General features: G+C 51.0%; 15 protein-coding genes. 11 read left to right on the forward strand and 4 right to left on the reverse strand.

The window, feature by feature from the left end:
• Positions 1 to 91: 91 nt before the first annotated feature.
• The 5 genes from P8N76_18990 (at position 92) to P8N76_19010 (ending at position 8,881) form a co-directional block, all read left to right on the forward strand.
• The gene (locus P8N76_18990) at positions 92 to 1,942 is read left to right on the forward strand and encodes a PEP-CTERM sorting domain-containing protein (GenBank protein ID MDG2383767.1); all 1,851 of its coding nucleotides are present in this window, start codon (positions 92 to 94) and stop codon (positions 1,940 to 1,942) included.
• A 263-nt stretch (positions 1,943 to 2,205) separates the two neighbouring features.
• Positions 2,206 to 3,624 (forward strand): hypothetical protein, encoded by a 1,419-nt coding sequence (locus P8N76_18995; protein ID MDG2383768.1) that lies wholly within the window; start codon positions 2,206 to 2,208, stop codon positions 3,622 to 3,624.
• Between the two features lie 98 nt (positions 3,625 to 3,722).
• Positions 3,723 to 6,530, forward strand: coding sequence for a PSD1 and planctomycete cytochrome C domain-containing protein (locus P8N76_19000; GenBank protein ID MDG2383769.1), 2,808 nt, complete (start codon positions 3,723 to 3,725; stop codon positions 6,528 to 6,530).
• A 13-nt stretch (positions 6,531 to 6,543) separates the two neighbouring features.
• The gene (locus tag P8N76_19005) at positions 6,544 to 8,013 is read left to right on the forward strand and encodes a DUF1501 domain-containing protein (GenBank protein ID MDG2383770.1); all 1,470 of its coding nucleotides are present in this window, start codon (positions 6,544 to 6,546) and stop codon (positions 8,011 to 8,013) included.
• A 346-nt stretch (positions 8,014 to 8,359) separates the two neighbouring features.
• Positions 8,360 to 8,881 (forward strand): hypothetical protein, encoded by a 522-nt coding sequence (locus P8N76_19010; GenBank protein ID MDG2383771.1) that lies wholly within the window; start codon positions 8,360 to 8,362, stop codon positions 8,879 to 8,881.
• Between the two features lie 129 nt (positions 8,882 to 9,010).
• Here the strand turns inward: P8N76_19010 and P8N76_19015 are convergent, their stop codons facing one another.
• Positions 9,011 to 13,633 (reverse strand): PmoA family protein, encoded by a 4,623-nt coding sequence (locus tag P8N76_19015; protein MDG2383772.1) that lies wholly within the window; start codon positions 13,631 to 13,633, stop codon positions 9,011 to 9,013.
• 366 nt (positions 13,634 to 13,999) lie between these two features.
• Here P8N76_19015 and P8N76_19020 point away from each other — a divergent pair, with 366 nt between their 5' ends.
• Positions 14,000 to 14,797 carry a potassium channel family protein gene (locus P8N76_19020; protein ID MDG2383773.1) on the forward strand — a complete coding sequence of 266 codons (798 nt, stop codon included), beginning with the start codon at positions 14,000 to 14,002 and terminating at the stop codon, positions 14,795 to 14,797.
• Positions 14,798 to 14,841: 44 nt separating this feature from the next.
• Here P8N76_19020 and P8N76_19025 read toward each other — a convergent pair whose 3' ends face one another.
• Positions 14,842 to 15,552 (reverse strand): hypothetical protein, encoded by a 711-nt coding sequence (locus P8N76_19025; protein ID MDG2383774.1) that lies wholly within the window; start codon positions 15,550 to 15,552, stop codon positions 14,842 to 14,844.
• Between the two features lie 1,257 nt (positions 15,553 to 16,809).
• On the opposite strand from P8N76_19025, the gene P8N76_19030 reads away from it, so the two are divergent.
• Together P8N76_19030 and P8N76_19035 are read left to right on the forward strand one after the other, a co-directional pair.
• Complete coding sequence (locus P8N76_19030; protein ID MDG2383775.1) at positions 16,810 to 16,989, forward strand: hypothetical protein; 180 nt, start codon at positions 16,810 to 16,812, stop codon at positions 16,987 to 16,989.
• A gap of 184 nt (positions 16,990 to 17,173) precedes the next feature.
• Positions 17,174 to 19,375, forward strand: coding sequence for a hypothetical protein (locus tag P8N76_19035; protein ID MDG2383776.1), 2,202 nt, complete (start codon positions 17,174 to 17,176; stop codon positions 19,373 to 19,375).
• A 529-nt stretch (positions 19,376 to 19,904) separates the two neighbouring features.
• Here the strand turns inward: P8N76_19035 and P8N76_19040 are convergent.
• A complete protein-coding gene (locus tag P8N76_19040) occupies positions 19,905 to 20,213 on the reverse strand; it encodes a hypothetical protein (GenBank protein ID MDG2383777.1) in 309 nt (102 codons plus the stop codon).
• 5 nt (positions 20,214 to 20,218) lie between these two features.
• Between P8N76_19040 and P8N76_19045 the strand changes: the two genes are divergently transcribed.
• From P8N76_19045 to P8N76_19055, 3 genes are all read left to right on the forward strand, one after another.
• Positions 20,219 to 20,908: a phosphopantetheine-binding protein gene (locus P8N76_19045; protein MDG2383778.1), complete on the forward strand. Its 690-nt coding sequence runs from the start codon at positions 20,219 to 20,221 to the stop codon at positions 20,906 to 20,908.
• Between the two features lie 254 nt (positions 20,909 to 21,162).
• Entirely contained in the window at positions 21,163 to 22,740 is a 1,578-nt protein-coding gene (locus P8N76_19050) for an arylsulfatase (GenBank protein MDG2383779.1), read from the forward strand.
• Positions 22,741 to 22,876: 136 nt separating this feature from the next.
• Positions 22,877 to 24,361 carry a sulfatase gene (locus P8N76_19055; protein MDG2383780.1) on the forward strand — a complete coding sequence of 495 codons (1,485 nt, stop codon included), beginning with the start codon at positions 22,877 to 22,879 and terminating at the stop codon, positions 24,359 to 24,361.
• Positions 24,362 to 24,470: 109 nt separating this feature from the next.
• Here the strand turns inward: P8N76_19055 and P8N76_19060 are convergent, their stop codons facing one another.
• Complete coding sequence (locus tag P8N76_19060; protein MDG2383781.1) at positions 24,471 to 25,082, reverse strand: hypothetical protein; 612 nt, start codon at positions 25,080 to 25,082, stop codon at positions 24,471 to 24,473.
• Between the last annotated feature and the right edge of the window lie 387 nt (positions 25,083 to 25,469).

Consider the following 25,469-nt stretch of genomic DNA (forward strand, 5'->3'; position numbering starts at 1 on the left):
ACAATATTATTTTGTTGTTTTTGAAAAAAAGTGCCAGTAAAATCGGTGGACAATGTGGAAAGTATTGGGATGTTTTCTCAGGATGTTGACCATGACCAGCAGACAATATGTTTGTTTCATCGCTTTCGTTTTTACTTTGAACGCGTTGGGTTCTACTGCGCCGGCCCAACTTTTGATTGATGGGGGCGGCCTGCTGTTGGTTGAGGAAGGGCCCGCAGTCAGCTTGGGTGGTGATTCTGTTCCGGCGAACTTAGCGCTTGGCGGCACGGCCTTCGCAACGGGCGAGCTCGGCCCCGAACTTGGCATCGATTACCACTACATCGATAACCTGAATGATGGTTCCTATGGTAACGAGTACAGTTGGATCGGCGGGGACGAAAATCCATTCTTTGATGTCTTTGCTGGAATTGATCTCGGGGCGACTCCCGTCGCCCAGGTCCAGAGCATTGCTTTTGGACGCAGCAATGTATTGAGTGGCGACAATGGTTGCGGGGGTGCTGTTTGTTTAGATCGTCATCTCGGGTTTTACACGCTACAATACACACAAGTTCCCAATCCAAGTTCCGACCTTGATTTCGATACGACGGGAAATCCGATCACGGGTTGGGTTGACATCGGGAATTTGGAATATGGGACGAGCGATGGTGTCGGTACCAATTACAACAATACATGGCAACGGCATCGGTATAATTTTGATCCGGTTGAGGCTACCGGCGTTCGCTTGATCGTTCCAGGGACGGGGCTTGGTGGTGGCACCGCGATTGACGAGATCGAGTTGTATGATGTGCCGGGTGAATTTACACCGCCGCCTCCTCCGCCTCCTGCAGTCAAGATTGAATCCGCGCCCGGCTTCTCGATCGGATGGGACGGCAACGACGGTGACTTCTTTGATAGTGAGCCACCGCCGGACGGAGCATTCGTTCCCGATAACCTGGCCTTGGAAGACAACGGTGCCGATGCATTTTCCAGCAGTGATCTAGGGCCTGAATTGGGCATTGATTTCCATGTCGTTGAGAATCTAAACGACGGTTTCTATGGCAATTCAAACAGCTGGATTGGCGGTTCTGACAATCCTTTTGACCCAGATGCCTTTGCGGGGATTGCCCTGTCAGAAGAGCAACGAATCACGAGCGTTGCCTGGGGACGTGACAATGGCAACGACTTCACAGACGCCTGCGGTGGACAATGTACAGATCGATCATTCGGTAGTTACCTCTTGCAGTTCACTCAAGTGGATTCACCGGATGAAGATACAGACGCGACCGGCGATGCTTCGACAGGCTGGCAGGATATTGGCCAAGTGACCTATGCGGTTCGGCGCGAAGACTTTACCGACTATCTTCGTCATGAGTTCACCGTGAGTGACGGGACGGGCGGAGTTCTTGCCACCGGCGTGCGTCTTGTTGTCCCCACCACGGGGTTGGCTGGTGGTACGGCGATTGATGAAATCGAGATCTATGCCGCTGCCGTCGCTAATCTTTGTGATGTGAACGGTGACGGTGCCTGTGATGTAAACGATATCGACGATCTTTCCGCAGCGGTGCGGAACGGTTCGACGGAAGCTCGCTTTGACACCAATCAGGACGGTTTCGTAGACGAGGCTGATCGTGGGTTTTGGATTGAAGACCTGATGAACACTTGGTCCGGTGATTCAAATCTCGATAACGAATTTAATAGCACCGACTTTGTGATTGTTTTTCAGGCTGAGTCTTTTGAAACCGGGAAGCCCGCGACCTGGGCGACCGGCGACTGGAATGGCGATGGGGCTTTTGACAGCAGCGACTTTGTGACTGCTTTTGTCGCCGGCGGATACAACAAGGGAGTTCGGCCTGCGGTCGCGGCTGTGCCGGAGCCATCGAGCTTGATTGGAATGGCAATCGGCGCGTTGGCATTCGGATTCGTTCGCCGAAAGAAACACGAAAAACTTGGATTTGTTAATTAGAGAAGTTGTGGTAGACCGGTTTACTTACACACGAGAATCTTATTTGCGGTGACAAGGGCAGCCAGTGACGCGAAACGGATAACTCCGACAATCAAGAGTTAGCAAATACCGGTTCGTTCTATTCTGTTGCGCCGACTCGGCGTGGCTGCCTTGTTTCAAGTTTGTCTTAGTTTTTTCAAGGCTGCTTGGTTGCTTCTCGGTTGTCGATTTCGTTTCGTCGTCGATTGTCGTATTTGAATTCGCCAACTTTGAGGGTCAGCTTGATGAATGCAATTAGATATCTGCAGATTTGTGGTCTGCAACCGATATTGGTTGTTTTGGCCGTTTTCGTTTTCAATAGTTCGCTCACAGCGCAGCTCACCTCGACAGGGGGAATTGTTCTGGTGGAGGAAGGTCCGACGGGTGGCTCTGTGCCGGCTAATCTTGCGACGGGAGCGATCCCTTTCGCCAGTAGTGACCTTGGTCCTGAGCTTGGCATTCCTTTTCATGTCGCTGGGAATCTGAACGACCAGATCTACGGAAATAGCAATAGTTGGATCGGAGGGGATAACAATCCGTCCGATCCCTTAGCCTTTGCCGGTATTGATTTTGGCGCTGTGGTGAACGATGTCCAGAGTATTGCGTTTGGACGCGATAACCTTGCTGCCTTCACTGACCGTTCTCAGGGTCTTTACAGCCTGCAATATACGCAGGTAGCGAGTCCCAGTGGCAACTTGGGACTCGCCGTTACGGGGGATCCCGGATCCGGTTGGGCGGACCTAGGGACGCTCGATTATGGGGCCAGCGAAGGACACAGCAGCAACTACAACCAAACATTCGTAAGACATCGATTCAATTTCGATGCTATTGCTGCCTCCGGGCTTCGGCTGGTTGTGCCAGCAACCGGTATCGGCGGTGGGACTGCGATTGACGAGATCGAGGTTTACAATGTTGCGGGTGACGTGGTCGATCCTCCTCCGCCTCCGTCACCATTTGATATTATTTCGGCAGAAGGTTACCAGGTAAGTTGGGACGGCAACGATGGCGATTATTTTGATGATTTAGCGCCACCGTCGGGTTCGGTTGTGCCCGATAACGCTGCCTTGGCAGCGAACGGAGCGACTGCGTTTTCCAGCAGTGACCTCGGGCCGGAAATAGGGATCGGTTTCCATGTCGCCAGCAATCTCAATGATGGCTTTTATGGCAATGCCAACAGCTGGATTAGTGGCAGCGGTGATCCGGACGGTCCGCCGGCCGTGGCGGGGATTGCTTTGGGCAGTTTACAGCCGGTGACCAGCATTGCCTTCGGACGTGATAACGGTAATACCGAGACCGATGCTTGCGGTGGAACTTGTGTTGACCGTTGGGCGGGGCAATACACCCTCCAAGTTACAACAGCCGACGATCCGAGCGGAGCCGCCGATGAGGCATGGACAACAGTCGCTTCGCTCAACTACCTAACAGATTTTCCTGACGGTCCCGGTGGCTCGTTTACCGGCCATTTACGTCATGAATTTGATGTTGCTCAGGGAGATGATCCTGTGATGGCGACTGGCGTTCGTCTCTTGGTACCGGTCGTTGGACTGGCGGGCGGAACCGCTGTTGACGAGTTGGAGGTTTACGTCGTTCCAGAACCGAGTAGTGCCTGCCTGGCATTGATTGGCTTGATCGCTGTGTGCTCCCGTCTGCGCCGGCGGAACTAATTCCGGTCGGGCTTGCATCTTGTTACGAGTCGGGCGACGATAGGGGGTGCAGGGTCTTGGTTCCTGTACCTCCCTTCCTAACCCTATGATTCGAAATCGTGCGCAAACTCAATATCATCGCTGGTTGCATTGCGGTCATCCTTTTCCTGACTTTCCCAACGAAGGGTGAGGAGCCGGTCGATTTCGGTCGCCAGGTCTCACCGATTCTTCAATTGCATTGCGTTGAATGTCACGGCGCGAATCTTCAGGAAAGTAATTATCGGCTGGACTTGCGTTCTTCAGCACTGGCGTCGGCGGATTTCGGCGATCCTCCTATTCAACCCGGCAACGCTTCAGAAAGTCCTCTCTACCAATTTGTGGCGGGAATCCACGAGGATGAAATCAGCATGCCTCCGGATGGTGAAGGTGAGCCATTGTCCGCGAAAGAGATTTCGATCTTAAAACGCTGGATCGATGCGGGTGCGACGTGGCCCGATGAGTTTGCCGGAAAGGCCGATGCGAAGATCACGACCGATCACTGGTCTTTTCAGCCAGTGGTGGAGGTGAGTCCTCCTGAGCAAGACTCGACTTATACCAAGACGCCGATCGATCTGTTTGTCTTGGAAAAGCTGCGGGCCAATAAGCTTGATTTTTCTGAGTTGGCGGATCGTGTGACCTGGATCCGACGAGTTTATCTTGATTTGCATGGGTTGCCACCTACCGCCGTACAAGTCAAGCGATTTGTGGAAGATACCGCGCCCGATGCCTATGGGAAGGTCATCGATAACGTGTTGGCAAGTCCGCACTACGGCGAGCGATGGACGAGGCATTGGCTGGACGTTGCAAGGTTCGGAGAATCGACCGGTTTTGAGGTCAATCGTGATCGCGAAAACGCTTATTATTTTCGTGATTACGTGATCGACGCGTTGAATTCGGATAAGTCCTACCGGCAGTTTGTTATCGACCAACTGGCAGGAGATGTGGCCGGGGATGAAGTCGGAACTGGTTTTCTAGTCGGCGGTCCGTACGACATGGTGAAGAGTCCTGATATCAATTTGACACTGATGCAGCGGCAGGATGAGTTGGCGGATTTTGTCAACACAACAGGCACTGCCTTTCTGGGAATGACGATTGGTTGTGCGAGATGTCATAACCACAAATTCGATCCCATTCCGCAACGTGACTATTATGCATTGCAAGCGGTATTTGCAGGGGTTCAGCATGGCGAACGACCACTGACTGCAATTGCTACTCAGGATTCAGCTAGGCAGATCGCCAACTTCACGGACCAGCTGACACAACTGGAAGCCAAGTTTGATCGAATGCGAAAGCTTGCCGTTTCGATTGAGGTCAAGGAGGGGCAATCGAAACGTTTGCCGGCTGTGAAGGCCCGATTGAATGTCGATCGATTTGAGCCGGTGCTTGCGAAAAAAATCCGCTTCACCATCCTCGCAACGAATAGCTCAGAACCTGGGATTGATGAGTTTGAAGTCCTGACCAAGGATGGCCGTAACGTGGCTCTCGCTGCGGACGGTGCGGTGGCAACGGCTTCCGGGACCTTGCCGGGGTACGCAATCCATCAGCTCGAACATCTTAATGATGGGAAGCCGGGAAATAATCACAGCTGGATTTCTAATACGGGGGGAAGCGGTTGGATTCAAATCGAATTTCCCGATGTTGCCGAGATTGAAGAAGTTCGTTGGGGGCGTGATCGCGATGGTCGTTTTAGTGATCGCGTTGCGATCAATTATCGGATTGAAGTTGCCAATACATCAAATGAGTGGTCTTTGGTTTCGTCGTCTGACCGACGTGAACCCTTTACGGCGAATTCCGAAGACGCATTTATCGCTAAATTACCCGAAGAGCAGGCTGTCGAGGCACGATCGCTCTTTGCCTCCCTTCAGGAAGCTAAGAATCAATTGGCAGCCGTGAAAAATAACATTCCGAAAGCCTATGTGGGGACTTTCAAGAATCCAGAACCTATTCGACGCTTACACCGCGGAGATCCACTCGCGCCGCGCGAGGAAGTTAATCCGGATGCACTAAGCGTCATTGGCTCCTTAGAGTTGACGAGTGAGGCGAGTGAGAGTCGACGTCGATTGGCCTTGGCCGAATGGATTACCCAATCTGACAATCCCTTAACCGCTCGAGTTATTGTGAACCGTGTTTGGCATTACCATTTCGGCACCGGTATCGTCTCGACGCCGAGTGACTTCGGACTGAACGGAACAGAACCCTCGCATCCTGAGTTGCTTGATTGGATGACCAGCCAATTCATGAACAACGGTTGGTCACTCAAATGGTTGCACCGACAGATCCTTTCGTCGCACATCTATCAGCAGTCTAGCAAGCCACGTCAGGATGGATTGGAAAGCGACGCTGCAAGTCGTCTGTTATGGCGCTATCCACCGCGACGACTCGAAGCTGAGGCGATTCGCGATTGCGTTTTGAAGGTTTCAGGAGCTCTCAATCCAAAAGCCGGCGGTCCGGGGTTTCTGTTGTTTGAAATTAATCACGAAAATGTCCATCATTATTTCCCCATCGAGGAATTCGGTCCGGAACAGTTTCGACGCATGATCTATATGACAAAAATTCGTCAAGAGCAGGATGAAGTATTTGGTACCTTTGATTGCCCCGACGGCGGTCAAGTTATTCCTGATCGCAGTCGTTCGACGACTCCACTACAAGCATTGAACTTGTTGAATTCTAAGTTCATGCTGCAACAAGCGGAACTCTTTGCGGATCGCACACGCGAGGCAGGCGATGAGACTGTTAATGGCCAGGTGGATTTTATCTTCCAAGTTGCGTTTTCGCGTGATCCGAGTATCACTGAAAAATACATGGCAGTCGAGTTGGTCAACCAGTATGGTTTGACGGCGTTATGTCGAGCGATTTTCAACGCCAATGAGTTCCTGTTTATTCAATGAGGCAACACGTGTTATGAATTCTCGTGACTTGCTTGATCGTAGAAATTTTCTGGCACATACGGCCAGCGGGTTGAGCGGAATTGCGTTGGCGAATCTCCTCTCCCAAGAGCGATTGCTCGGCGCCGATCACCGATCGCCGGTGCGTCCAAAGATCGACCCTCAAAACCCAAATGCTGCCCGTCAACCACATTTCGATGCCAAGGCTAAAAATGTTTTAGTGATTTTTTGTGCGGGTGCCTGCAGCCACCTTGATACATTTGATTACAAGCCGGAGTTGATTCGCAGGCACGATCAACCGATGCCTTCTTCTGAAAAAGTGATTACGTTTCAAGGAGAGCAAGGCGCGTTGCAAAAAAGTCCCTGGGAATTTAAGCCGCGAGGCGAATCTGGCAAGATGATTTCTACGCTTGTCGATCATTTGGGGGAACATGCTGACGACATGTGTTTTGTCCATTCGATGACCAGCAAAACAAATACGCATGGTCCCGGGGAGAACTTCATGTCGACAGGCTTCACGCTCGATGGATTTCCAAGTGTGGGCTCTTGGGCGACCTATGCGCTGGGAAGCGAAAATGAGAATCTTCCTGCCTTTGTTGCGATTCCGGATCCGCGCGGCAAACCTCAATCGAGTGTTAATAATTGGGGGCCTGGTTTCTTGCCAGCGGTTTTTCAAGGGACTGATTTTAACGCCGCGTCACCGATTCGTAATCTGGATCGACCCTCGGCAATTAGCCCTGCTGAAGACAAAGCAACGCGTGATTTTCTTCAGCGATTAAATGAGCATCATCTCCAACAGTTTCCCGGAGATTCAGAATTGGCCGCGCGGATTGCCAGCTACGAATTAGCGGCCAAGATGCAGTTGAGCGTTCCCAAAATTACCGACTTGTCGACAGAGCCGGCGCATGTTCTCAAAGCGTACGGAGCTGACGATCCTGAGAATAAGCTGAAGGCCCAGTTTGCCCGTAACTGTATTCTCGCTCGACGCCTGTTGGAAAGCGGTGTTCGCTTTGTCCAATTGTTCAATGGTGCCTATCAAACCGGCGGTGAAGGGACTAGTAATTGGGATGGACATAAAGTCTTGAAGAAACAATACAGTGTGCATGGCCCAATTCTCGACCAACCGGCGGCTGCTTTGCTGGGAGATCTCAAGCAACGGGGATTACTCGAAGATACACTTGTGGTCTGGTGTACCGAATTCGGGCGGATGCCAACGTTTCAGAAGGGAGCAAGTGGGCGAGATCACAATCCGGCTGGTTTCACCTCTTGGTTGGCTGGCGCCGGAGTCAAAAAAGGATTTTCTTACGGGGCTACCGATCCATTTGGTTACAAGTCCGTAGAGAATGTTGCGACGGTTTACGATCTTCACGCGACGGTTCTCCACTTGTTGGGGCTCGATCATCAGCGGTTGACCTACTACCACAACGGAATCGAGCGACGGTTGACTGATGTTCATGGAGAGGTGATCACCGACATCCTTGCCTAATGTTCGGTTTTCGAGTCAAACAGGTTTCAAGCTGCTTAGGAAGCTTTGCCGACTGCCGGAAGCTTGTTCGACCAAGCACCACTTCGGGCAAAATGTGCCGCAAAAGACGGTCGGTCGGGATCTGAACGGAGAATTGGCTGGCCAGTTGGCTCGGGTGGGTTCGTTTTGTTCACACGCATCATGCTATTCTCGAACGGAAGCTGCCGCGAACTGTTGTCTGCCAAACGGGCATTAAAAAAACGTTTAGTTCAATTTGCGTGCAAAAGTTCAAGGGTCCAACATGGAGCATTTTGATATCGATCGATTGTTTTTTTCCCGAAGGGTTTTCCAGGCTGTGGTGGTCAGCATGACGCTACTGTTCATCAGCGGCTGTGAAAAAAGAACCATTGTTTCGGAAAAGAGTTGGAAGCTTCCCGGCGCAACGGTGCACGAGAAGATTGATCATGGTGAATTGAATTGGCCTGACCGAGTCTACAAACGTACCTATTGGATCGTGAAAAATGGCAAGACGGTTCCTGTGGGCAGCTTTCGCAATGAATCAGACGTTGGTGTTGCCTATCAACCGTTCATCTTGAACGGATCAATTGTGATCCCCACCTCTTCTTATGTCTTCTTGGTGTCGGCAGACAATCAGGTCAAGGAATTTAGTCCCCGCAAAGCAGACCAATGGGGGGTATACTCTGCCCGCGCCGGGATCAATGGTTTCTACGACTTCCATGCTGAAACAGTGGTAAAAAAAGGCGACGTTTGGAAGTTCTCTTATCTGCGCAATGATGCTGACCGAAGCCATTTACCGGCATCTGTGTATTTCGCCACATCGGATGATTGGGAGTCGTTTCAAATGGAATCGATCCCGGAAGGGAAGTAAGACGTTGAATGGCTTCAACATTGACGCACGCGTAGCAAGATGAGACGAAAACGTGTGCGCTAAGCGGTGAAAAGATCCTGGTGATGCTGCTCTATGTGCCAACGAAGGAATGGGATTTGTTGAGAATTGCTAATATTCTTCTCGGCAGTTGAGCAGATATTTGACCAGATCGGCCACCTGGGCATCGCCCAATAAATCAAATCCGCTTGGCATTGCTGAAATCTGGGATGTCTCCCGATGCTCAATGATTGAGATAGGGATCTGATGCAAGTTGCCATCGGCTGTGACGAGTCGGATGTCGCGGCCGTTGTCTTGTAAAACGGCACCCACGAAGGTCAAACCCTCGTTAGTCACGATGGTTTGTTGTTGGTAGCCTTCGGTGATCGTTGCACTTGGTTGTAAAATCGACTGCGCGAGTTTTTTCCCATCAAGTCGTGTTCCCACACCGGATAGGTTGGGAGCAAAACTGGTACCGCGTCCAGATATTCGGTGGCATGATGCGCAGTTTGTGCCGCTTGTTGAACTGTCGAAAAAAAGCTGTTTGCCTCGTTTTGCATCCGCCATCGGTAAATGCTCTATCACGGACCCAACAGTCGCTCGTTGCGGTTCTGGCAGGTCAATTGCCAAGTTGGCTTTTTGATTCAGATGCTGTAAAAGCGTGAAGAATTGCGGTTCTGGTGTCTGGCAGAGCGCTCGAATCGCTCCTTTTAGAGGTGCACTTGTTCGTAATGTTTCGTCCTTGACAGAGAGCAGTGTGATGAGTGTGTTGCGCACGGTTGTCGAGTCACGATGGTTCTGTATTGCGGATGCGAAAATGTTTTGCCTAGCATCGATTGGAGTCCAGCCGACGGGTATTTGGAGGCGTGATAAGACGATCATCGCCGGGCTTACCAAGGGTTGACGCGAGTCCGTGTTCAATCGTTGCAAGATGTCGTCAGCGATGGTTACAGCGGAATTTCCATCTTGGCGGGAAAGCGAAACAAAACCGTTGATGGCGGCCTGTTGTAGTTGATCTTCGCCGGCAAGTGCCGCCCATAGCAAATCCAGGGCTTGGTTTTTTCGAGCGAGAGGGCGGATCAAAAGTGACTGATCTTCAGCCGATTCCAGGAGACCGTAGAGTTGATGAATTGCATCCCAATCCTTGTCGTTCCGGTACGTTGCTCTGGAAAGCATCCTTAAGTAAACCCGTCGCACCTGTGGCGATTTTGCCTTGTTGGCTTTTTTGATTAAGTCACGAACCGAGACGGATTCTTCGAGCTCGATCCGGGATTGGGTATTTGGCATCTTTTGGGGCGGGCGTGGATTCATCGCCCAGGTTAAGGCCCAGTTTTGGACCTGTTCATCCGAATCGACTTCGGCCAGCCTGACGGCTTCGTCGAGTGTGAGTTCGTGTCCCTCTTGCAGGCTTAGCAGGGCTGCGAGTCGGACTCTCGGCTGCTGGTTTTGGAGTAGCTGCTTGCGTTCGGAGATCGAAATCAATCTCCTCAGTGATTGCCAGCCGGCGTAGTAAGTCACGCGGTCGTTTTCAATCGCAAGTCGGTCAATCAGTGGTGGGATCAGGTCTGTCAAATTGGCCTGCCAGATGGCTTGCACGGATTCAAAACGAATTCTCGGTTCTGGGTCTTTTAGCGAAACGCTGATGGCGGCCTGAACGTCAGCCATGGATTCGGCAAGAATCATCTGTCGTTGGATTCGAAAAGCGAGAATTCGGACAGCTTGAAGTCGTAGGTTCAAGGAGTGCTTTGCTTCCCGCGAAGGCGATTTGGAGGTGATGATTTCGCACATCTGTTGGTCGATGTTTTTGGCGGATGCTCGCTTGTCATTCCTGCCGATCGCCCACAATGCCCAGGTTTGTTGTCCTTGATGAAGGTGACCTGACGCGACGGCGCTCTCGAGTTTAGCCAAGATCTTGTCTCCTCGACGGACAAGTTCATCCTGTGCATTGACGCGCCAAACCGGAATGCTTGCCGGTCCAAGATCTGCTATGAGTTCATCGACCGACCATGCTGAATACGGGCGAGCTCGGCTGGAGTCGATGGTCGACTGATCAGTCTTGCCGCCGTGGGAAATCTGAAACAACCAACTACCGGCGTCTGCAGGATCGTAGTGATAGTCACCTCCCCATCCGCAAATATAAATTGTGCCATCCGGAGCAAACTCCAGATCGGTAGGTCGGTAGAGCAGCTTGCCGTTGCCTCGTTTCACGAACTGTTCCCAACGTCCATTCGCAGGAAGCATTAGCGCGCCATCCCAAGTCGGTCGATAGAGATAGGTACCTCGGAGCCAGTCATTAATGAAAAAAACGTTGCGGAATTTGGCTGGGAAATGAGGGTGCGAATAGAATGCGATTCCGGTTCCCGAGCCATGAAACACCGGACCGCTAATCGGAGCCGTTGCCAGATGATTGTCGCCGGTCCAATGGCTACTGTACGAATGACCCCATCCAAAGTGAGCCCCAAAAAACGGCATGATGATTCGATCGCCCTGGTCTTGGTCGTTGTCGGTGCCCAGCCAATTGAATTGGTCATCGAGTGTGATATCCCAAGGGTTTCGCATGCCTCGGGCAACGATCTCAAGATTGGTGCCCATCGGATCGCAACGTAGAACTCCTCCCTCACGTCCCCAATCGTCGGACCAATGATGGTAACTTTTTCGGTAGCTGTGTTTCGTGTGCGTTTTCGGTGGATAGGCGTCCGGTGCTCCGGGAGGATGTTCGACGTCCCACAGTTCTCGAAAGGGGCGGGGTGCCACATAACCGTATTTTTCTGGCTGATTGTGTCCCTTGGAATTTCCCTTCGACATGTAGAGTCGCCCGTCTGGGCCCCAAGTCAGTCCGTGTAACGCATGCTCTCGGTTGCCAAGGTCGGTGTAGAGGACTACGTACTCGTCCGCTTCATCATCTCCGTCGAGATCTCGGACGACAGTCAATTCGGGAGCGTTTGCAACGTAGAGGTCGTTTCCCTTCCAAGCCAAACTTTGGATGCTGTTGAATCCTGTCGCGAATGTTTTTGTGGTGTCCGCCTGTCCGTCTTGGTCGGTGTCCAGCACCAAGACCACACTGTCAGGCGGTGTATCCGGCATATTGCGAGGATATTGGGGGCCTTGTCCAACCATTAAGCGTCCTTGGGAATCAAAACATAGCGACGTTGGCTTATAGACTCGTGGTTCGCTGGCAAAGATAGAAATTTCGAATCCGGTAGGAACTTGTGGCAGGTCGGAAGCCGATTGGGATTTCTCGGTGGGAGGGACGTCGTTGAAGTTTTGGGAAAGGGCCCGCAGAAACTCCTTGTACGCGCTGGCTGGGGAAAATTGATCGATCGAGTCATTCGAATGAACCAGGATTCCATATTTCAAACGGAATGGTTCTCCTTTCTTAACGAGCACATTTTCACGCTTCTTACCACGTCCGTTAAGTTCGTTTTCTCCGAGTGGATTTGCGACTAACAGCCCTGTGTCAACAGCGTGCCACCAGGGTTTTCGGAAGTTGGCTGGATCGTTCATTAGCACAAGGCCGCCGTGATGTTTTTTTCCGGTTTGATCAAACACCGGTCCGCTGTACTCGCACCAGTCGGCTTGGTTAGTGCGAATGGCTTTTAGTGCAGTGCGATTTTCGCTGTCACGAATCATCCCGCCGTTTGGTGTTTTCACGCACAGCGACTTAGCAACTCGGAAGGCCAGTCCCATTTCTTCCTGGTCTCCCAGCCAGAAATCACGCTCTTGATTGCGGAATGTGCTTTCACAAATCATCAAAATCCCATGAGCCGTTTTACGAAAGGAATATCGACATATTTGTTCGCCGAACGGCACATCACTGCCGTTGGTCAAAAGCTGATTTCTGACTGCAAAATGGCCAATGTTTTGGTGAACCGTTGGCTCGTCGACAAAGCTTCCACCAATGATCTTCGCCTTCATTCGCCAATAGTCGTTGCCTCCCACATCGCCAAATCCCCACCAGATTCCCGGGTGGTAGGTCTCGTGGTCGTAGAAATCTGTGGGTAGGGGAGGGTGATTTCGAGTGACTTGTATGTTCCCGCCGAGGGCGTGAATCTGCTTGAAGTACGGGCGAGTTGTGCGCGGATCACTCCAGACGTAAGTTGCAAACAATTTGCCATCAATCGAAATATCCATTTCGCCGGCTCGTTGATGGAAACCAATGCCTGTCTTTGGTAAGTAGGAGAGTTTCTTTGGTTTCTCTGCGGATGGAAGCACCTCGATCGGCCGATCATCATCATCGTCCACGGTGTCGGCTAACTGTTGGTGAAACTCTTTTCTAGCTTTTTCTGAATGGACCAGTGATTTCTCGCCAATCACCGAAAGAGGTTGGTCGTCATAGCTCCACTCGAGCTTGAGAACTGTTGGGTTACGCTTGCTGTCCTTACGCAGTTCGATCGTGAGTGGAAGTCGCTTGCCCTTCATCATCTCGATATCCGCAAGCGTCTGTCCGTCGGATGAATCCAGCAATATCTTATTTCCGAGACGCAGGCGAGCATCCTCATTGGTGGTTAATTGGATTCGGACTCGACCGGTCACAGGCGCAATGATGGCTCCGTGTAACCTGAGTGACCATTCACTTCCGAAATCATCATAGGCGAGATCAATTCGATTTTCTTTTAATAAGTTTTGAGGGCGTTTGAAGTCGCCCGATCCGTATTGAATTCCAAATATGCCGGGTGATTCTGCGGCAGTTGTTGTCCCGTTGAGTTGCGCAATCGAAGTGATTAGCAATAAGAATAGAATCGAGGTTCTGGTCATTGCTTTATCCTGTGATGGGGCGTGAATCCTTGTCCGCATTTTAGCTTGTTTTTAGGATCACGGGGTCGGAAAGCTGGTGGTGAAAACGGTGGAACGCTTTCCCTACTTATTAGCGATTAGGCTTACTCTGCGTATCTGAATCGTTTGCGAGATGTCATTTCGTCGGATGCACGACTGGCCGCATCAGGAATGTCTTGTTTGTATCTTGATCGGTTGACATCCGGCTTGGAATCTGGCGGATCGAGCAGCGGCAGATGGGAAAAAAACGTGGTTTTGTCACCCTGCGATTGTCTCCATGCGGGTTGCGTTTTAAGGTATGGGGGTAATCTAAACGCCCCGGGTTGTTTTTGAAGGTTGGACGCCAGCTTGCACAGACCAATTTCAGCTTCATCAGACGGTTTCTCGCGATCCAAACAGGCCGGCATCTATGACCTGTTTATGTTGTGCATTTGCATTTATGTCTTGGTGACTCTGGCTGCCATGACTTTCTTTCGACTGGATGCTTCCACCTCAAAGATTTTGAATTATGTTGATACGGTGGTTTGCTTCTTTTTTCTGATCGACTTTTTGATTCGCTTTACAAAGGCGGAGAGCAAGTTCAACTATTTGACGCGAGAATGGGGATTCATTGATCTGATTTCTAGCGTCCCTTTGCTCGGCCCATTGCGCTGGGGACGATTTTCGAGAGTCATTCGGATTTTGCGGCTGTTACGCGGTGTCAAATCAACGAAATTGATCATTCAACATGCACTGAGTCGCCGGGCTGAATCAACGTTTGCAGCGGCGGCACTGATTGCTTTTATCGTTGTTGTCTACGCGAGTATTTCGATCCTTTATTTTGAGCGAGGAGCCGATGGTGCAAAAATTATTACTCCGGAAGACGCTCTGTGGTGGGCTGTAACGACGATCACAACGGTGGGGTATGGCGAAATCTATCCTGTGACGGGTGGGGGGCGGTTAGTGGGGGTGGTCGTCATGACGGCCGGCGTAGCGCTCTTCGGTGCCTTGACTGGGTTCGTGGCCGTATGGTTCTTGGCACCGACGCAAGTTAACGAAGAGTTGGAATTGGAATCTGTACGCAAAAAGCTTGCTCGGATCGAAGAGCATCTGGCAGCACTGACCGAGCAAGAAAAGACGCACGCGACGCAGCGGGCTGATGACTAAGAGCGAATTGCCTGCAAGCAAGTTTGCAGCAGGAAAAAAGGCTTCTATCGTTTTGTGATCTGTTCAAGCAACGCTTGGGCTTGTCGGGCAGCATCCGTCTCGGGATAGCTTTTGACGATTCGTCGCAGCACGATTCTTGCGCGTTTTCTCTCGCCGCTGCCGGCAGCAGCAAGTTCCTTTGCGTACCGAAATGCTTTGTCGGCTTGCTTTGCTTGCTTTTCCGTTTCCCTCGCTTGTTCCGCAAGCAAAGCTTTTTGTCGGTTTTGCGCTACGAGTGTCTTGAGCTCTGGACGCTTTTCCAGCCAGAGTCCAGCCTTGATGACTTTTGGGGCGAGCTTGTATTGACCTTCAAATCGTTTCTTCATTTGCAAGAAGGCAGTATAAGCGCCTGCTCGGTTCCCTTTTTCTCCTAAAGACCAAAAACGAGATTCGTCGTTTTTTAAAGCATTCATGACGGCTGCATGGAATTTTGTGTTCGCCTCTTTCGCGGATAAGTCGCTGAATTCGTACGACTTCCATTTGTCATGGAGCCCTTGCGGAACTCGAGAAGGATCGATTTTCCAGGTTGCGCCCTGCAAGGCAGCCTTGATACTTCCTGCGAAATTTCCAGAAGAACCTTGCTCCATTTTGCCATCGCTCGTGATGATTCTTGCTTGATGTATATTCTGCAGACTGATCTCGGGTACTCCCATTCTTTGCTCGAATCGACGGTCTTCATCCACGATCACGGGCCAAGTAATCTTGGTGTTTCTCACGTACTTTTCAACTTCAGATCGATCTTTACCAGAAACGACCGCGATAAAAACAATCGGTTCGTCCCGATATTCATTTGCTGTCGTGAGCAGCCCGGCCCACTTTGTGCGACATCCGGGTCATGTCTCCTCGAAAAACCAAAGAAAGGCTCCCTTATTTACCAATCCCTGCTGACTGATTGGAGCTGAATTAATCCAATTTTCGGGGGCTGTTGGAAATGCGTTCTCATTCGCCAGCACCGGTGAGCTGGAGGACAACCAGATGGAGATCGTCAACAAGAGACCCATAGCGGCTGATCCATGTCGTGCGGTGTTGCGCGTTTGCAACAAGGGAAATCTACACATTGTTTTGTTTCCGAGGGCATCACAAGCGTATGATGGTGGCGTTGAGTATATCAAACGACCGGGTGTGAAACGACTTTTATTTTGTGACTTGATATTGCTTAGCGGCTTTCCGCCTTCTTATCTCTTGCATCCTACTATGTTGGATACGTCGCATAACGGGATGGTGTAGGAGTTGCAATTCGAGGTTCATCAAAAACTCCTGAATTCGTTGGAGACGCAAGTCATTCGCGATTATTTTGACACGACCGTTTCTCAAATAAATCTGTTACCCGTGGAATGACTCGATTGCACCAGTGTTGTTTCCTTCAGCGCTTGAGGATGCTTGAGGATGCTTGAGGATGGGGGACTCGGCTAGATAACCGAGCGCGAATTCACGGCGGATTTAGGAGCATCGCCGGCAGGATCCAAGCACTACCTGGATACATGAATCAAGCGATGATTGAAATGAAGCGAGTGCACGGGGTTTCGTACCCGCGTCGCGGTCACGCAATCGTTTATCTTTTTGCCAGGAGGTATTTGGGAAGGCATTGGATTACTGCGATGCTAATAATTTGCAATGGTGCGGTTGCGATGTTCCCCTGGGTTAACCCGGCCTGCAGGTTTGCGAAGAACCATGACTTTGAGTTGCGATATTCCCCTGGGATTCCGGTATGAAGGGATGAACGCTACTTGACCCAGTATCGCACACGGTTTCATTCGATTTGCTTGAACTTCCACCTCGACGCCAGGAATCATCCTGACCAGTTGAGTTTGCAGGTGCGGCGCAAGTTTGCCTATCGAGAAATTCACATCTGGAATTGCCTTGTCGACAAGTGAGTGCTTGGCTTTCCCGGGAAAATACGACCGCCACTTTACTGCACGTGCGAGCAGCTGATTAAGAATCCTCATGAGAGGTTAAGGGAAGTCGCTTGATTGATGAGTGTTGGGGCGATCAACGAAGAACGATGTGATGGCATCGTAGATCGCCTAGCGGTGGAACCGAGGGTTTCGATCGACAACTTTGATTATTATGCCCCCCACTTTTTCCGTGAACTTGAGCGTGCCGCCACGCAACGGCTCGATCTATTAGCGATGCCTTCTTGGGATACAGGCTGAATCGAACCCAGTTGAAAGCAGGTGATTTCGCGTTCATGGAGTTTGCCCAGGAAGACGGATTTTCGCCTTTATCTATCGAGCGCACCTTCGAGCCCGTATGATATCTCTAGGTGAGCGAAAGGATTGATTTGCTTACAATCCAATTGAGTCGGATGATCCACTTGCGACAAGGTGTGATGAGATCATGAGAACGTTACTCCTGAAACATGGGCAGTTGTCTGGATGGACACTGTTACTCATTTGTTTTTCTTTGCCAAGTAACATTGCAGCACGTGAGACGTCGGTGTTACTGCAAGCGGAAAAATATGATGCGTCTTGCCAAATTAAGATTACTCAGAGTGATTCGACGATTTCTGTGGTATGGCCGATCGGTCCTGCGGGTGATTGCACACTGGAATTTGACCTCGACCGGCAACTTCCACTCATTCGATCGATCGCTATGCTGAAAGCTGAAGGTCAACCAACGGAATTGATTGCCGAGGGGCTTGATCCGTTTGTCTTAGTGCGAGTGGGGAATCGGGATCTTGCCAAGCGGGAAGGTTGGACGATCTTTTTCGATCGTATGCAGAGAAAGCCTCACCGATCATTCGTCGCCCGTCTCGATCGAACAAGTGCGATAGCGACGAGCCACGCACAACGCGCGACATTCACGATTGGCGAGGTCACAGCCGGACCTTTTCGTGGCGTATTGCGTTGGACCTTCTTTGCTGGAAGCCCGTTTGTTCTGCAGGAGTGTGTAGCGCAGACCGAGAGGCAGTCCACCGCGTTTCTTTATGACATGGGACTCGTTTGTCGTGATAAGTTGCCAGCGCACATGGCATGGCTTGACGCTTTGGGGGTGTTTCGACGAGAAACAGCCACATCATTCGATGTCGCAAAGAACCTTCCCGTCAGTAAACGCGCCATCTGTGCAGAGTTTCAGGGCGGCTCGATCGCATTGTTTCCGCTGCCGCATCGTTACTTCTATCCACTCGATTTTTCAGATAACTTGAGTAACGTTTGGGTCGGTCCGGATTACGAAGGGCAGGGACTCCCCATGGGTTTTGGCATTCGCCATGACTGGAAGGGAGACGATCGATACGTCCCGTGGTTTAATGCTCCTCCCCACACGTCACAAGAGCTGGGAATGTTTCTGTTGTTTTCAAATCAGTCGGCTCAGGGGACATTGAAAGAAGTCAACCGACTCACGCGTGATGACCGTTTTGAAGCAATTCCGGGACACCGCGTATTTTCGAGCCACTATCATGTTGAACATACGCGTGAAATCATTAAGGCTCAGAAAGAATCTGCTGCCGAGGTTGATGAAATCATCGGACGTACAGCAAGCGGCAGCGAGTATCGCATTCCACCAGACTTGCAGGATCCTGGATTCATGCGCGTGTTTCGTGAGATGGGAATCGACATCGTGCATCTGGCCGAATTTCATTATGGCGATACACCACGAAGGAACGAAGCGGAACGGCTGAAACATCTGGAACACCTGCATGCGGAATGCCAACGTTTAAGCGATGGGAATTTCCTGCTTCTGCCTGGTGAAGAGCCGAATGTGCATCTGGGTGGACACTGGATTAGCTTTTTTCCTCAGCCCGTTTATTGGGTGCTAAATCGCCCGGAGTCGGCTCCCTTTGTGAAAGAAGATCCACACCTTGGCAAGGTGTACCACGTTGGCTCAGAGGCTGATGTGCTGCGTTTGTTGCGATCGGAGGGAGGTTTGGCCTGGACAGCGCATCCGCGCATCAAGGGATCGACGGGATTTCCAGATCGCTATCGTGATCGTCTGTTTTTCCAATCCGATCGATTTCTTGGCGCAGCTTGGAAACCGATGCCTGCCGATCTTTCGGAACCTCGTCTCGGATCGCGAGTGCTCAACCTACTGGACGACATGTCCAATTGGGGCGAACCCAAGTACGTTTTAGGCGAAGTGGATGTTTTTCAGATTGAGCCCGATCACGAGTTATACGGTCACATGAACGTCAATTATCTCCGCATGGATAAGATCCCGGAGTTCTCCAGCGGATGGCAGTCCGTTCTTGATGGACTGCGCGATGGCCAGTTTTTTGTTACGACCGGAGAGGTGCTGATTTCGCGATTCACCGCCGGTGACCGCGAGTCGGGTGAATCCGTACCAATCCCTCAAGATGGTAAGTTGTCGGTGCAGCTTGACTTGAAGTGGACGTTCCCCTTGTCGTACGCTGAAGTCATCACTGGCAATGGCGAACAGGTCAAACGTCAACGTATCGATCTTTCCGAAACAGGGGCGTATGGGGAAGATCGATTTCAGGTGGATGCGGATGTGTCTGGAAAAGCCTGGATTCGCGTCGAAGTTTGGGATGTCGCGACGAACGGCGCGTTTACTCAGCCCGTTTGGATTCGATCCAGTCCTTAGTCCGTGCCGGTCGTCCTTTGTCTGCCCGCAGAATTTCTCGAGCACCGCTGCATGATTGCGAAGAATCTTTTCTGTGAGCTGAGTGGATGATTGAGCGATCAGGTTGGCTGGTAGACTCCTGCGATGTGCCTACACGGATCGAACGGTCATTGATTGGTGATTGGTGGTTTTTTCTCAGTGATCAATTCACATTCAGGTGCGCACTTCACATTCAGGTGCGCACTTGGCATTCAGGTGCGCACTTGGCATTCAAGTCGATGTATTCTTGCCATTGCTCCGGAACGCGATCGCCGTGAAAGATCGCTTCCACGGGACATTCGATAGTACATGCTTCACAATCAATACACTCATCCGGATGAATGTAGACCATGCTTTCATCTTCATAAAAGCACTCAACTGGGCATACGACGACACAGTCGGTGTATTTGCAATTGTGACAAGGCTGGCAAACAACGTGTGGCATGATGCTGATTTCACTTCAAGCGATTGTAATCGGGATCTGCGGATGGGGTTGCGAGCTATTTTCGAATTAGTCCCATGAGTCAGGGAAACCTCGGCGAGTAGTCACTTCGTGATACAACTTTGAGATTTCGTAATGGCATTCTTCGACTCGTTCGGTATCACATAACTCTTCAAATAGACATTTCAATCTCTGCAGATTTGCGTAGCAACGCATGCCCGAAATATCGATATCAAGCGACGTTCTGGCCGCTTCATAATCACCGAGATTCAATTGCAGGCGGGAGAGTGAAATTCGATATGCCGCATTTTCAGGTTCCAAGTCAGCTGCCTTGGCTAGAAAAAGTTCGATCACCTCCGCAGGAAGGACACGATTCATGACTTGTGCGGATCCTGCCCAGAATACAGCATTGTCTGGGAATCGCCGGCGTCCTTGCTCGCAAGCGTTTTGAGCAATCTCGGTTACCCGATTCCCATCGCTGTCTCCATGGCTTGGTAGGGGGAGCAATCGAAGCGGCTTGGTCAGATCGCTGGATGGCGACGCAGCAAACTTCTACGAGGAATCTGGACCAGCAACTTCACCAATTTCTGAGCCAACATCTCCCGGCATACATGGTGCCCCAACACTTTCAACTTTTGGATCAGATCCCCTTAACCGCTAACGGCAAGATCGATCGACTAGCACTTCCCGCTGTTCCCACAACAGTGGCTGCATTTATCGCCCCGAGAAATTCCACCGAAGCAACCATCACCAAGATGTGGCAAGATCTTTTGGAGCTAGAGCAAGTAAGCGTTGATGCCAATTTCTTTCGGTTAGGCGGAAATTCTTTGCAAGCAATCCAGTTGCTCGGTCAACTTCGTCGAACCTTTGAAATCGAATTGGATATGAGCCAATTATTTGGGGCACTAACCCCAACTCGCCAAGCCGAGCTTGTTTTGAATCTCCAAGATCAGGCAGCGGAGCCAATTCCAAAAATCTGGAGAAGCACGACGATCGACACCTTATCGGACGAAGACGTGGACGCTGAATTGAAAAGAATGCTGCAGGAACGAAGTAAATCAGACAGAAATTAGCTGCCCAGCCTCAAGTCATAAGTTGCAGTTTCTTTCGCGTTTGCAGTGCAAACGAATCGGCGAGAATTTAGTTAGAGTCGAAATTTGGCTGCGGAAAGCGTCGTTGATTGGGCTTCTGCTTTTCTTCGTGTGACGCGGTGATTTTCTCCAGAAATTGTTTTCTTTTACCGTCTGTCCCAACCAAAATGACGCTACATCGGAAAGCGCTAGGGAATCGACTCCGATCGATAAAAACAAAGGGAGGTCAGTAAGCGATGACCCGTCCGCTGAATCGACGAGCAATTTGGATATTATTGGTGGCTGCTTTGCTTGCTCAAGTTGTCTTGCAGCCACAGCAGGTCGAGGGCGCACTTCCCAATATCGTGGTGATCTATGCCGATGATCTCGGCTATGGTGATGTCCAGTGCTACAATCCGAATCGCGGAAAAATTCCCACACCTCAAATCGATCGGCTTGCCGCACAGGGCCTACGGTTTACCGACGCGCATTCTTCTTCAGGTGTGTGCTCGCCATCCCGATACACCATTTTGACGGGCCGTTACCACTGGAGGTCTCGCTTGCAAAGCGGCATTGTGGGTCTGTGGGGCGAACCGTTAATCCCGCCTGACCGACTAACGCTTGCCAGTCTGGCAAAGCAAAATGGTTATCGCACTGCTTGTATCGGAAAGTGGCATCTTGGCTGGGACTGGCCGATCCCTGCCGGGAAAGAAAAACTGTTTAAGCGCGGTGGTCGCAACGGCAATAATTTTTTAAAAGCAACGGACCAACACCGGACTGCATGGCTTGAGACGTTTTCGCAGCCCATTCCGGGTGGACCCACCGCGGTTGGATTTGACGTCTATTTTGGCACCGATGTGCCCAACTGGCCGCCTTATTGTTTCATTGAAAAAGATCGCACGCTTGGCATTCCCAGCGAATACGCCTCACCAGTCTTGTTTCGCAAGAACCAAGCGAGCATACAGGGGCCGGCTTTAAAAGGATGGACGCTCGAGCCTATTTTGCCGGCGCTGAGTGACCGTGCTGTGTCCTTCATTCGTCATCAAGCCAAAACGCCCGAACCTTTTCTGCTCTACATGCCATTGACGAGCCCGCATACACCGCTGTCTGTGAACGATGAATGGAAGGGGAAAAGTGGGCTGAATCTCTATGCCGATTTGGTCATGGAGACAGATGTCGTTGTCGGCCAAGTACTCGATGCGCTGGAAGCCACGGGTGCGATGAACAACACGTTGGTTGTTTTTACGAGTGACAATGGTTGTGCGCACTACATCGGAGTCAATGAACTGGAAGCGAAGGGGCATTATCCGAGTGGCAACTTGCGTGGTTACAAATCCGATGCATGGGAAGGAGGTCACCGAATTCCTTTCGTTGTGCGTTGGCCGGGGAGGGTCGAAGCTGGCACGGTTTCTCAGCAATTGATTCACCAAGCGGATTTGATCGCCACCTTCGCAGAGATTTTTGGAGTGAAGCTTTCGGATGACGAAGCGGAAGACAGTTTTAGTCTGATACCATTGTTTGAAGGAGAAGATCGGGCGGTACGTAAACATGCGGTGAGTACGTCAATTCGCGGTATTCCTGCCGTGCGTTTCAGAGAATGGAAGTATATTCCGGTAACCGGTTCGGGTGGCTGGGGCAAGGGAGGAGATCCGTCGCAGTCGGTCCAGCTTTATAACTTGGCCACGGACCTGAGCGAAACCAACAATCTGGCGGCACGTGAACCGCAACGGGTGACTCAGATGCAAAAATTGCTCACTCGAATCATCAGACAAGGACGAAGCACACCTGGGGTGAACCAGGAAAACGACGTCAAAGTGATTCGACATGGCCCCTGAACGTTTCCGTAATGAACAATTTGTTTGCTAGAATGAGCGGAACCAAGCGCGCCTTGGAAATACGCGATGGACTTGGTTTCGAGCTATGTCGTGGCTGAAGCACGAGTTGGAATCGAAAATTGTCTTGAGAGTTAGCATGATATCGAATTTGATCAACCGATTCCTGGCAATCTTCATTGTTCTTGTCGCATTCGCCCAGCCCAGTTTCGGAGCTGATAGAGCAGCAGCGACGACGGAGCCCCTGAATGTTGTCTTTATTTTGGTCGACGATTTGGGTTGGTCTGATCTGGGCTACTGCGGAAGTGACTATTATCAGACGCCACATGTCGATCGTCTGGCGAAGCAGAGCTTGCTTTTTCGGTCGGCCTATGCTGCTGCGCCCGTCTGTTCTCCCACGCGTGCGGCCATCATGACGGGCAAGTCCCCAGCCCGACTCGACATGACAATCTGGCACGAAGGGGCTGTTCAAGGTGGCCCCAATGATCGGATGCTCTTACCCGCAACGGCGGTGGCTAACCTTCCACGTGAGGAAATCACGTTAGCCGAGCGTTTTCGCCAAGCCGGTTATATTACGGCGCACATCGGAAAATGGCATCTGGGAACCGCAGCTTACTATCCAGAAACGCAGGGTTTTGATCGAAATATTGGCGGCACATTCTGGGGCGCGCCGTCCACCTTCTTTTTTCCATTCTCTGGGAAATGGAACGAGAAAGATCCTGAAATCCGATACGTCCCTGGTCTGCCATTCGGAAAGCCGGGAGACTATCTGCCAGATCGACTTACGGATGCAGCCATCGATGTGATTCAGGCGAATCGCGATCGACCCTTCTTCCTAAATCTCTGGTACTACACGGTGCATAGTCCCATTCAAGCACCAAAGCCACTGGTCGATCGTTTTCGAGCCCAGCGAGCGGGCCAGCACCATCGTGATCCCACTTACGCGGCGATGGTCAATCGCATGGACCAAAATGTAGGACGGGTCCTGGCTAAACTCGACGAATTGAACTTATCAGAACGGACTGTCGTCGTCTTCACCAGTGATAACGGCGGTGTCGATTTTGATCAACGTTCGATTGTCCCTACCAGCAACTATCCGCTACGTTCGGGCAAAGGGACTCTCTATGAAGGTGGTGTTCGTGTTCCATTGTTGATTCGTTGGCCTGAAGCATCGGTTGGGGAAACCAACGAACTCTGTACGTCACAGGATTTGTTTTACACCTTTTCCGACATGTTGGCAGGTGACGTTGCTGAAGTTGCAGCGGCAAATGACACAAAGACAACGGAGAAGGTGAAATCGACTCAGGATGGAACCAGTCTCGTGCCGCTGCTAAATGACGTGACCAAAAAGCTTCCGTCCAGATCGCTCTTTTGGCACTTTCCACACTACTATCCTCGCATGACTCCTGCCAGCGCTGTACGTGACGGTGATTGGAAACTGATTCACTTTTACGAAGACGATCATCGTGAACTGTATAATTTGAATACGGATCCGGGGGAACAAGAAGACCTGTCAGCCGTACGTCCCGGACAAACAGCTCGCCTATTTGCCCAATTGAATCAGTGGCGAAAACGGGTTGACGCAAAAGCGCCGACTCAAAACCCAAAGTTTCCAGCTCGTTAAACGCTCGTCAGAATTCATGTTGTGAAATAACGGCAGTGCTGAGGCAATGAACGTAATGCCTGCTGCCAGTCAGATTAGATGGACTGATCCATTCTTTCAAAAATCACAGCTAATCAACAATGTGACAGTTTCCAAGCGTCTGCTGAAGATCCGCAACCCCGGCGCGAGTGACTGAGGTGTCGACGATGCTTAAGGTTTCGAGTTTCGTCATGCCTTTTAGCTGGGCGAGTCCCGTATCGGTGATCTTGGAACCATCAAGAAATAGAGAGTTGAGTCCTTTGAGTTGCGACAAGGACTGTAAGCCCGCGTCTGTTATCTGGGGTGTGTAGAGTTCCAGATGTTTGAGATGCTTCAGATCTTTCAGGTAGCTTAGTCCTGCGTCCGTGATTTCGGGCCCATTGAGTGCGAGCACTTCTAGATCGACGAAATCCTGGAGGTGAACAAGATCCGCATCTTTCAAATTTGCGTCGCCATTCCCCAAACCAATCACGATGACTTGTCCTTCTTCATTGACAGTGATCTCAGCGCCGAGTGTTTTGAGTGCCTTTGTTGCCGAGATCGGTTCGGTTTTGTTTTCGCCCAATCCTGTTGGGGTGGCACGTTTCTTCGGGGGGGCCTCCGTTGTTGCCACGTGGTGATCATGAACGTTACTGGGTGAGTCGGTGCTGCACCCCAGCAGAGACAGAAACAGGAAGATCCAAATCGGGGATTGTTTCAGCATCGTTCCTCCTTGGATGAGTTATTGACACTTTCTAGGAACCCGGAAATCGGAATTGTTATCTCAGAGGACCAGAATGAATTGTCGAAGATTCAAATGTGGAATGCAAATCTTTCCGGCAATGGGGATTGTCCCGTAGGGTTTCGAGAACCCACAGGTTCTTGCTTCGCTGGCTGGTTTTTTCGGGCGACGGTTGTCCGGAGCGGTCGACCTTTAGCTAAGATAACAGCCCCGAATGACCTGTTGGTCCTGATTGGGCAAAGTTGTGAGGAGTTGGTTTTACTGAGTCGCTTATTCGGTAGGACAGCTTGCGAGATCGAGAGTGAAATCCTGGTGAAGTCGAAATGAAAGTTGCCAAGTTATGAAAAACGTGATGGTTGCCATCGCAAT

It is taken from the genome of Pirellulaceae bacterium, from assembly GCA_029243025.1.
In the GTDB taxonomy this organism is placed as follows: domain Bacteria; phylum Planctomycetota; class Planctomycetia; order Pirellulales; family Pirellulaceae.

What these genes read in the sequence shown, in the direction of transcription:
- P8N76_19015 (MDG2383772.1), bottom strand. Translation starts at nt 13,633, where the DNA reads ATGACCAGAACCTCGATTCTATTCTTATTGCTAATCACTTCGATTGCG.
- P8N76_19005 (MDG2383770.1), top strand. Translation starts at nt 6,544, where the DNA reads ATGAATTCTCGTGACTTGCTTGATCGTAGAAATTTTCTGGCACATACG.
- P8N76_19010 (MDG2383771.1), top strand. Translation starts at nt 8,360, where the DNA reads ATGACGCTACTGTTCATCAGCGGCTGTGAAAAAAGAACCATTGTTTCG.
- P8N76_18995 (MDG2383768.1), top strand. Translation starts at nt 2,206, where the DNA reads ATGAATGCAATTAGATATCTGCAGATTTGTGGTCTGCAACCGATATTG.
- P8N76_18990 (MDG2383767.1), top strand. Translation starts at nt 92, where the DNA reads ATGACCAGCAGACAATATGTTTGTTTCATCGCTTTCGTTTTTACTTTG.
- P8N76_19030 (MDG2383775.1), top strand. Translation starts at nt 16,810, where the DNA reads ATGAGTGTTGGGGCGATCAACGAAGAACGATGTGATGGCATCGTAGAT.
- P8N76_19035 (MDG2383776.1), top strand. Translation starts at nt 17,174, where the DNA reads ATGAGAACGTTACTCCTGAAACATGGGCAGTTGTCTGGATGGACACTG.
- P8N76_19040 (MDG2383777.1), bottom strand. Translation starts at nt 20,213, where the DNA reads ATGAATCGTGTCCTTCCTGCGGAGGTGATCGAACTTTTTCTAGCCAAG.
- P8N76_19060 (MDG2383781.1), bottom strand. Translation starts at nt 25,082, where the DNA reads ATGCTGAAACAATCCCCGATTTGGATCTTCCTGTTTCTGTCTCTGCTG.
- P8N76_19050 (MDG2383779.1), top strand. Translation starts at nt 21,163, where the DNA reads ATGACCCGTCCGCTGAATCGACGAGCAATTTGGATATTATTGGTGGCT.
- P8N76_19055 (MDG2383780.1), top strand. Translation starts at nt 22,877, where the DNA reads ATGATATCGAATTTGATCAACCGATTCCTGGCAATCTTCATTGTTCTT.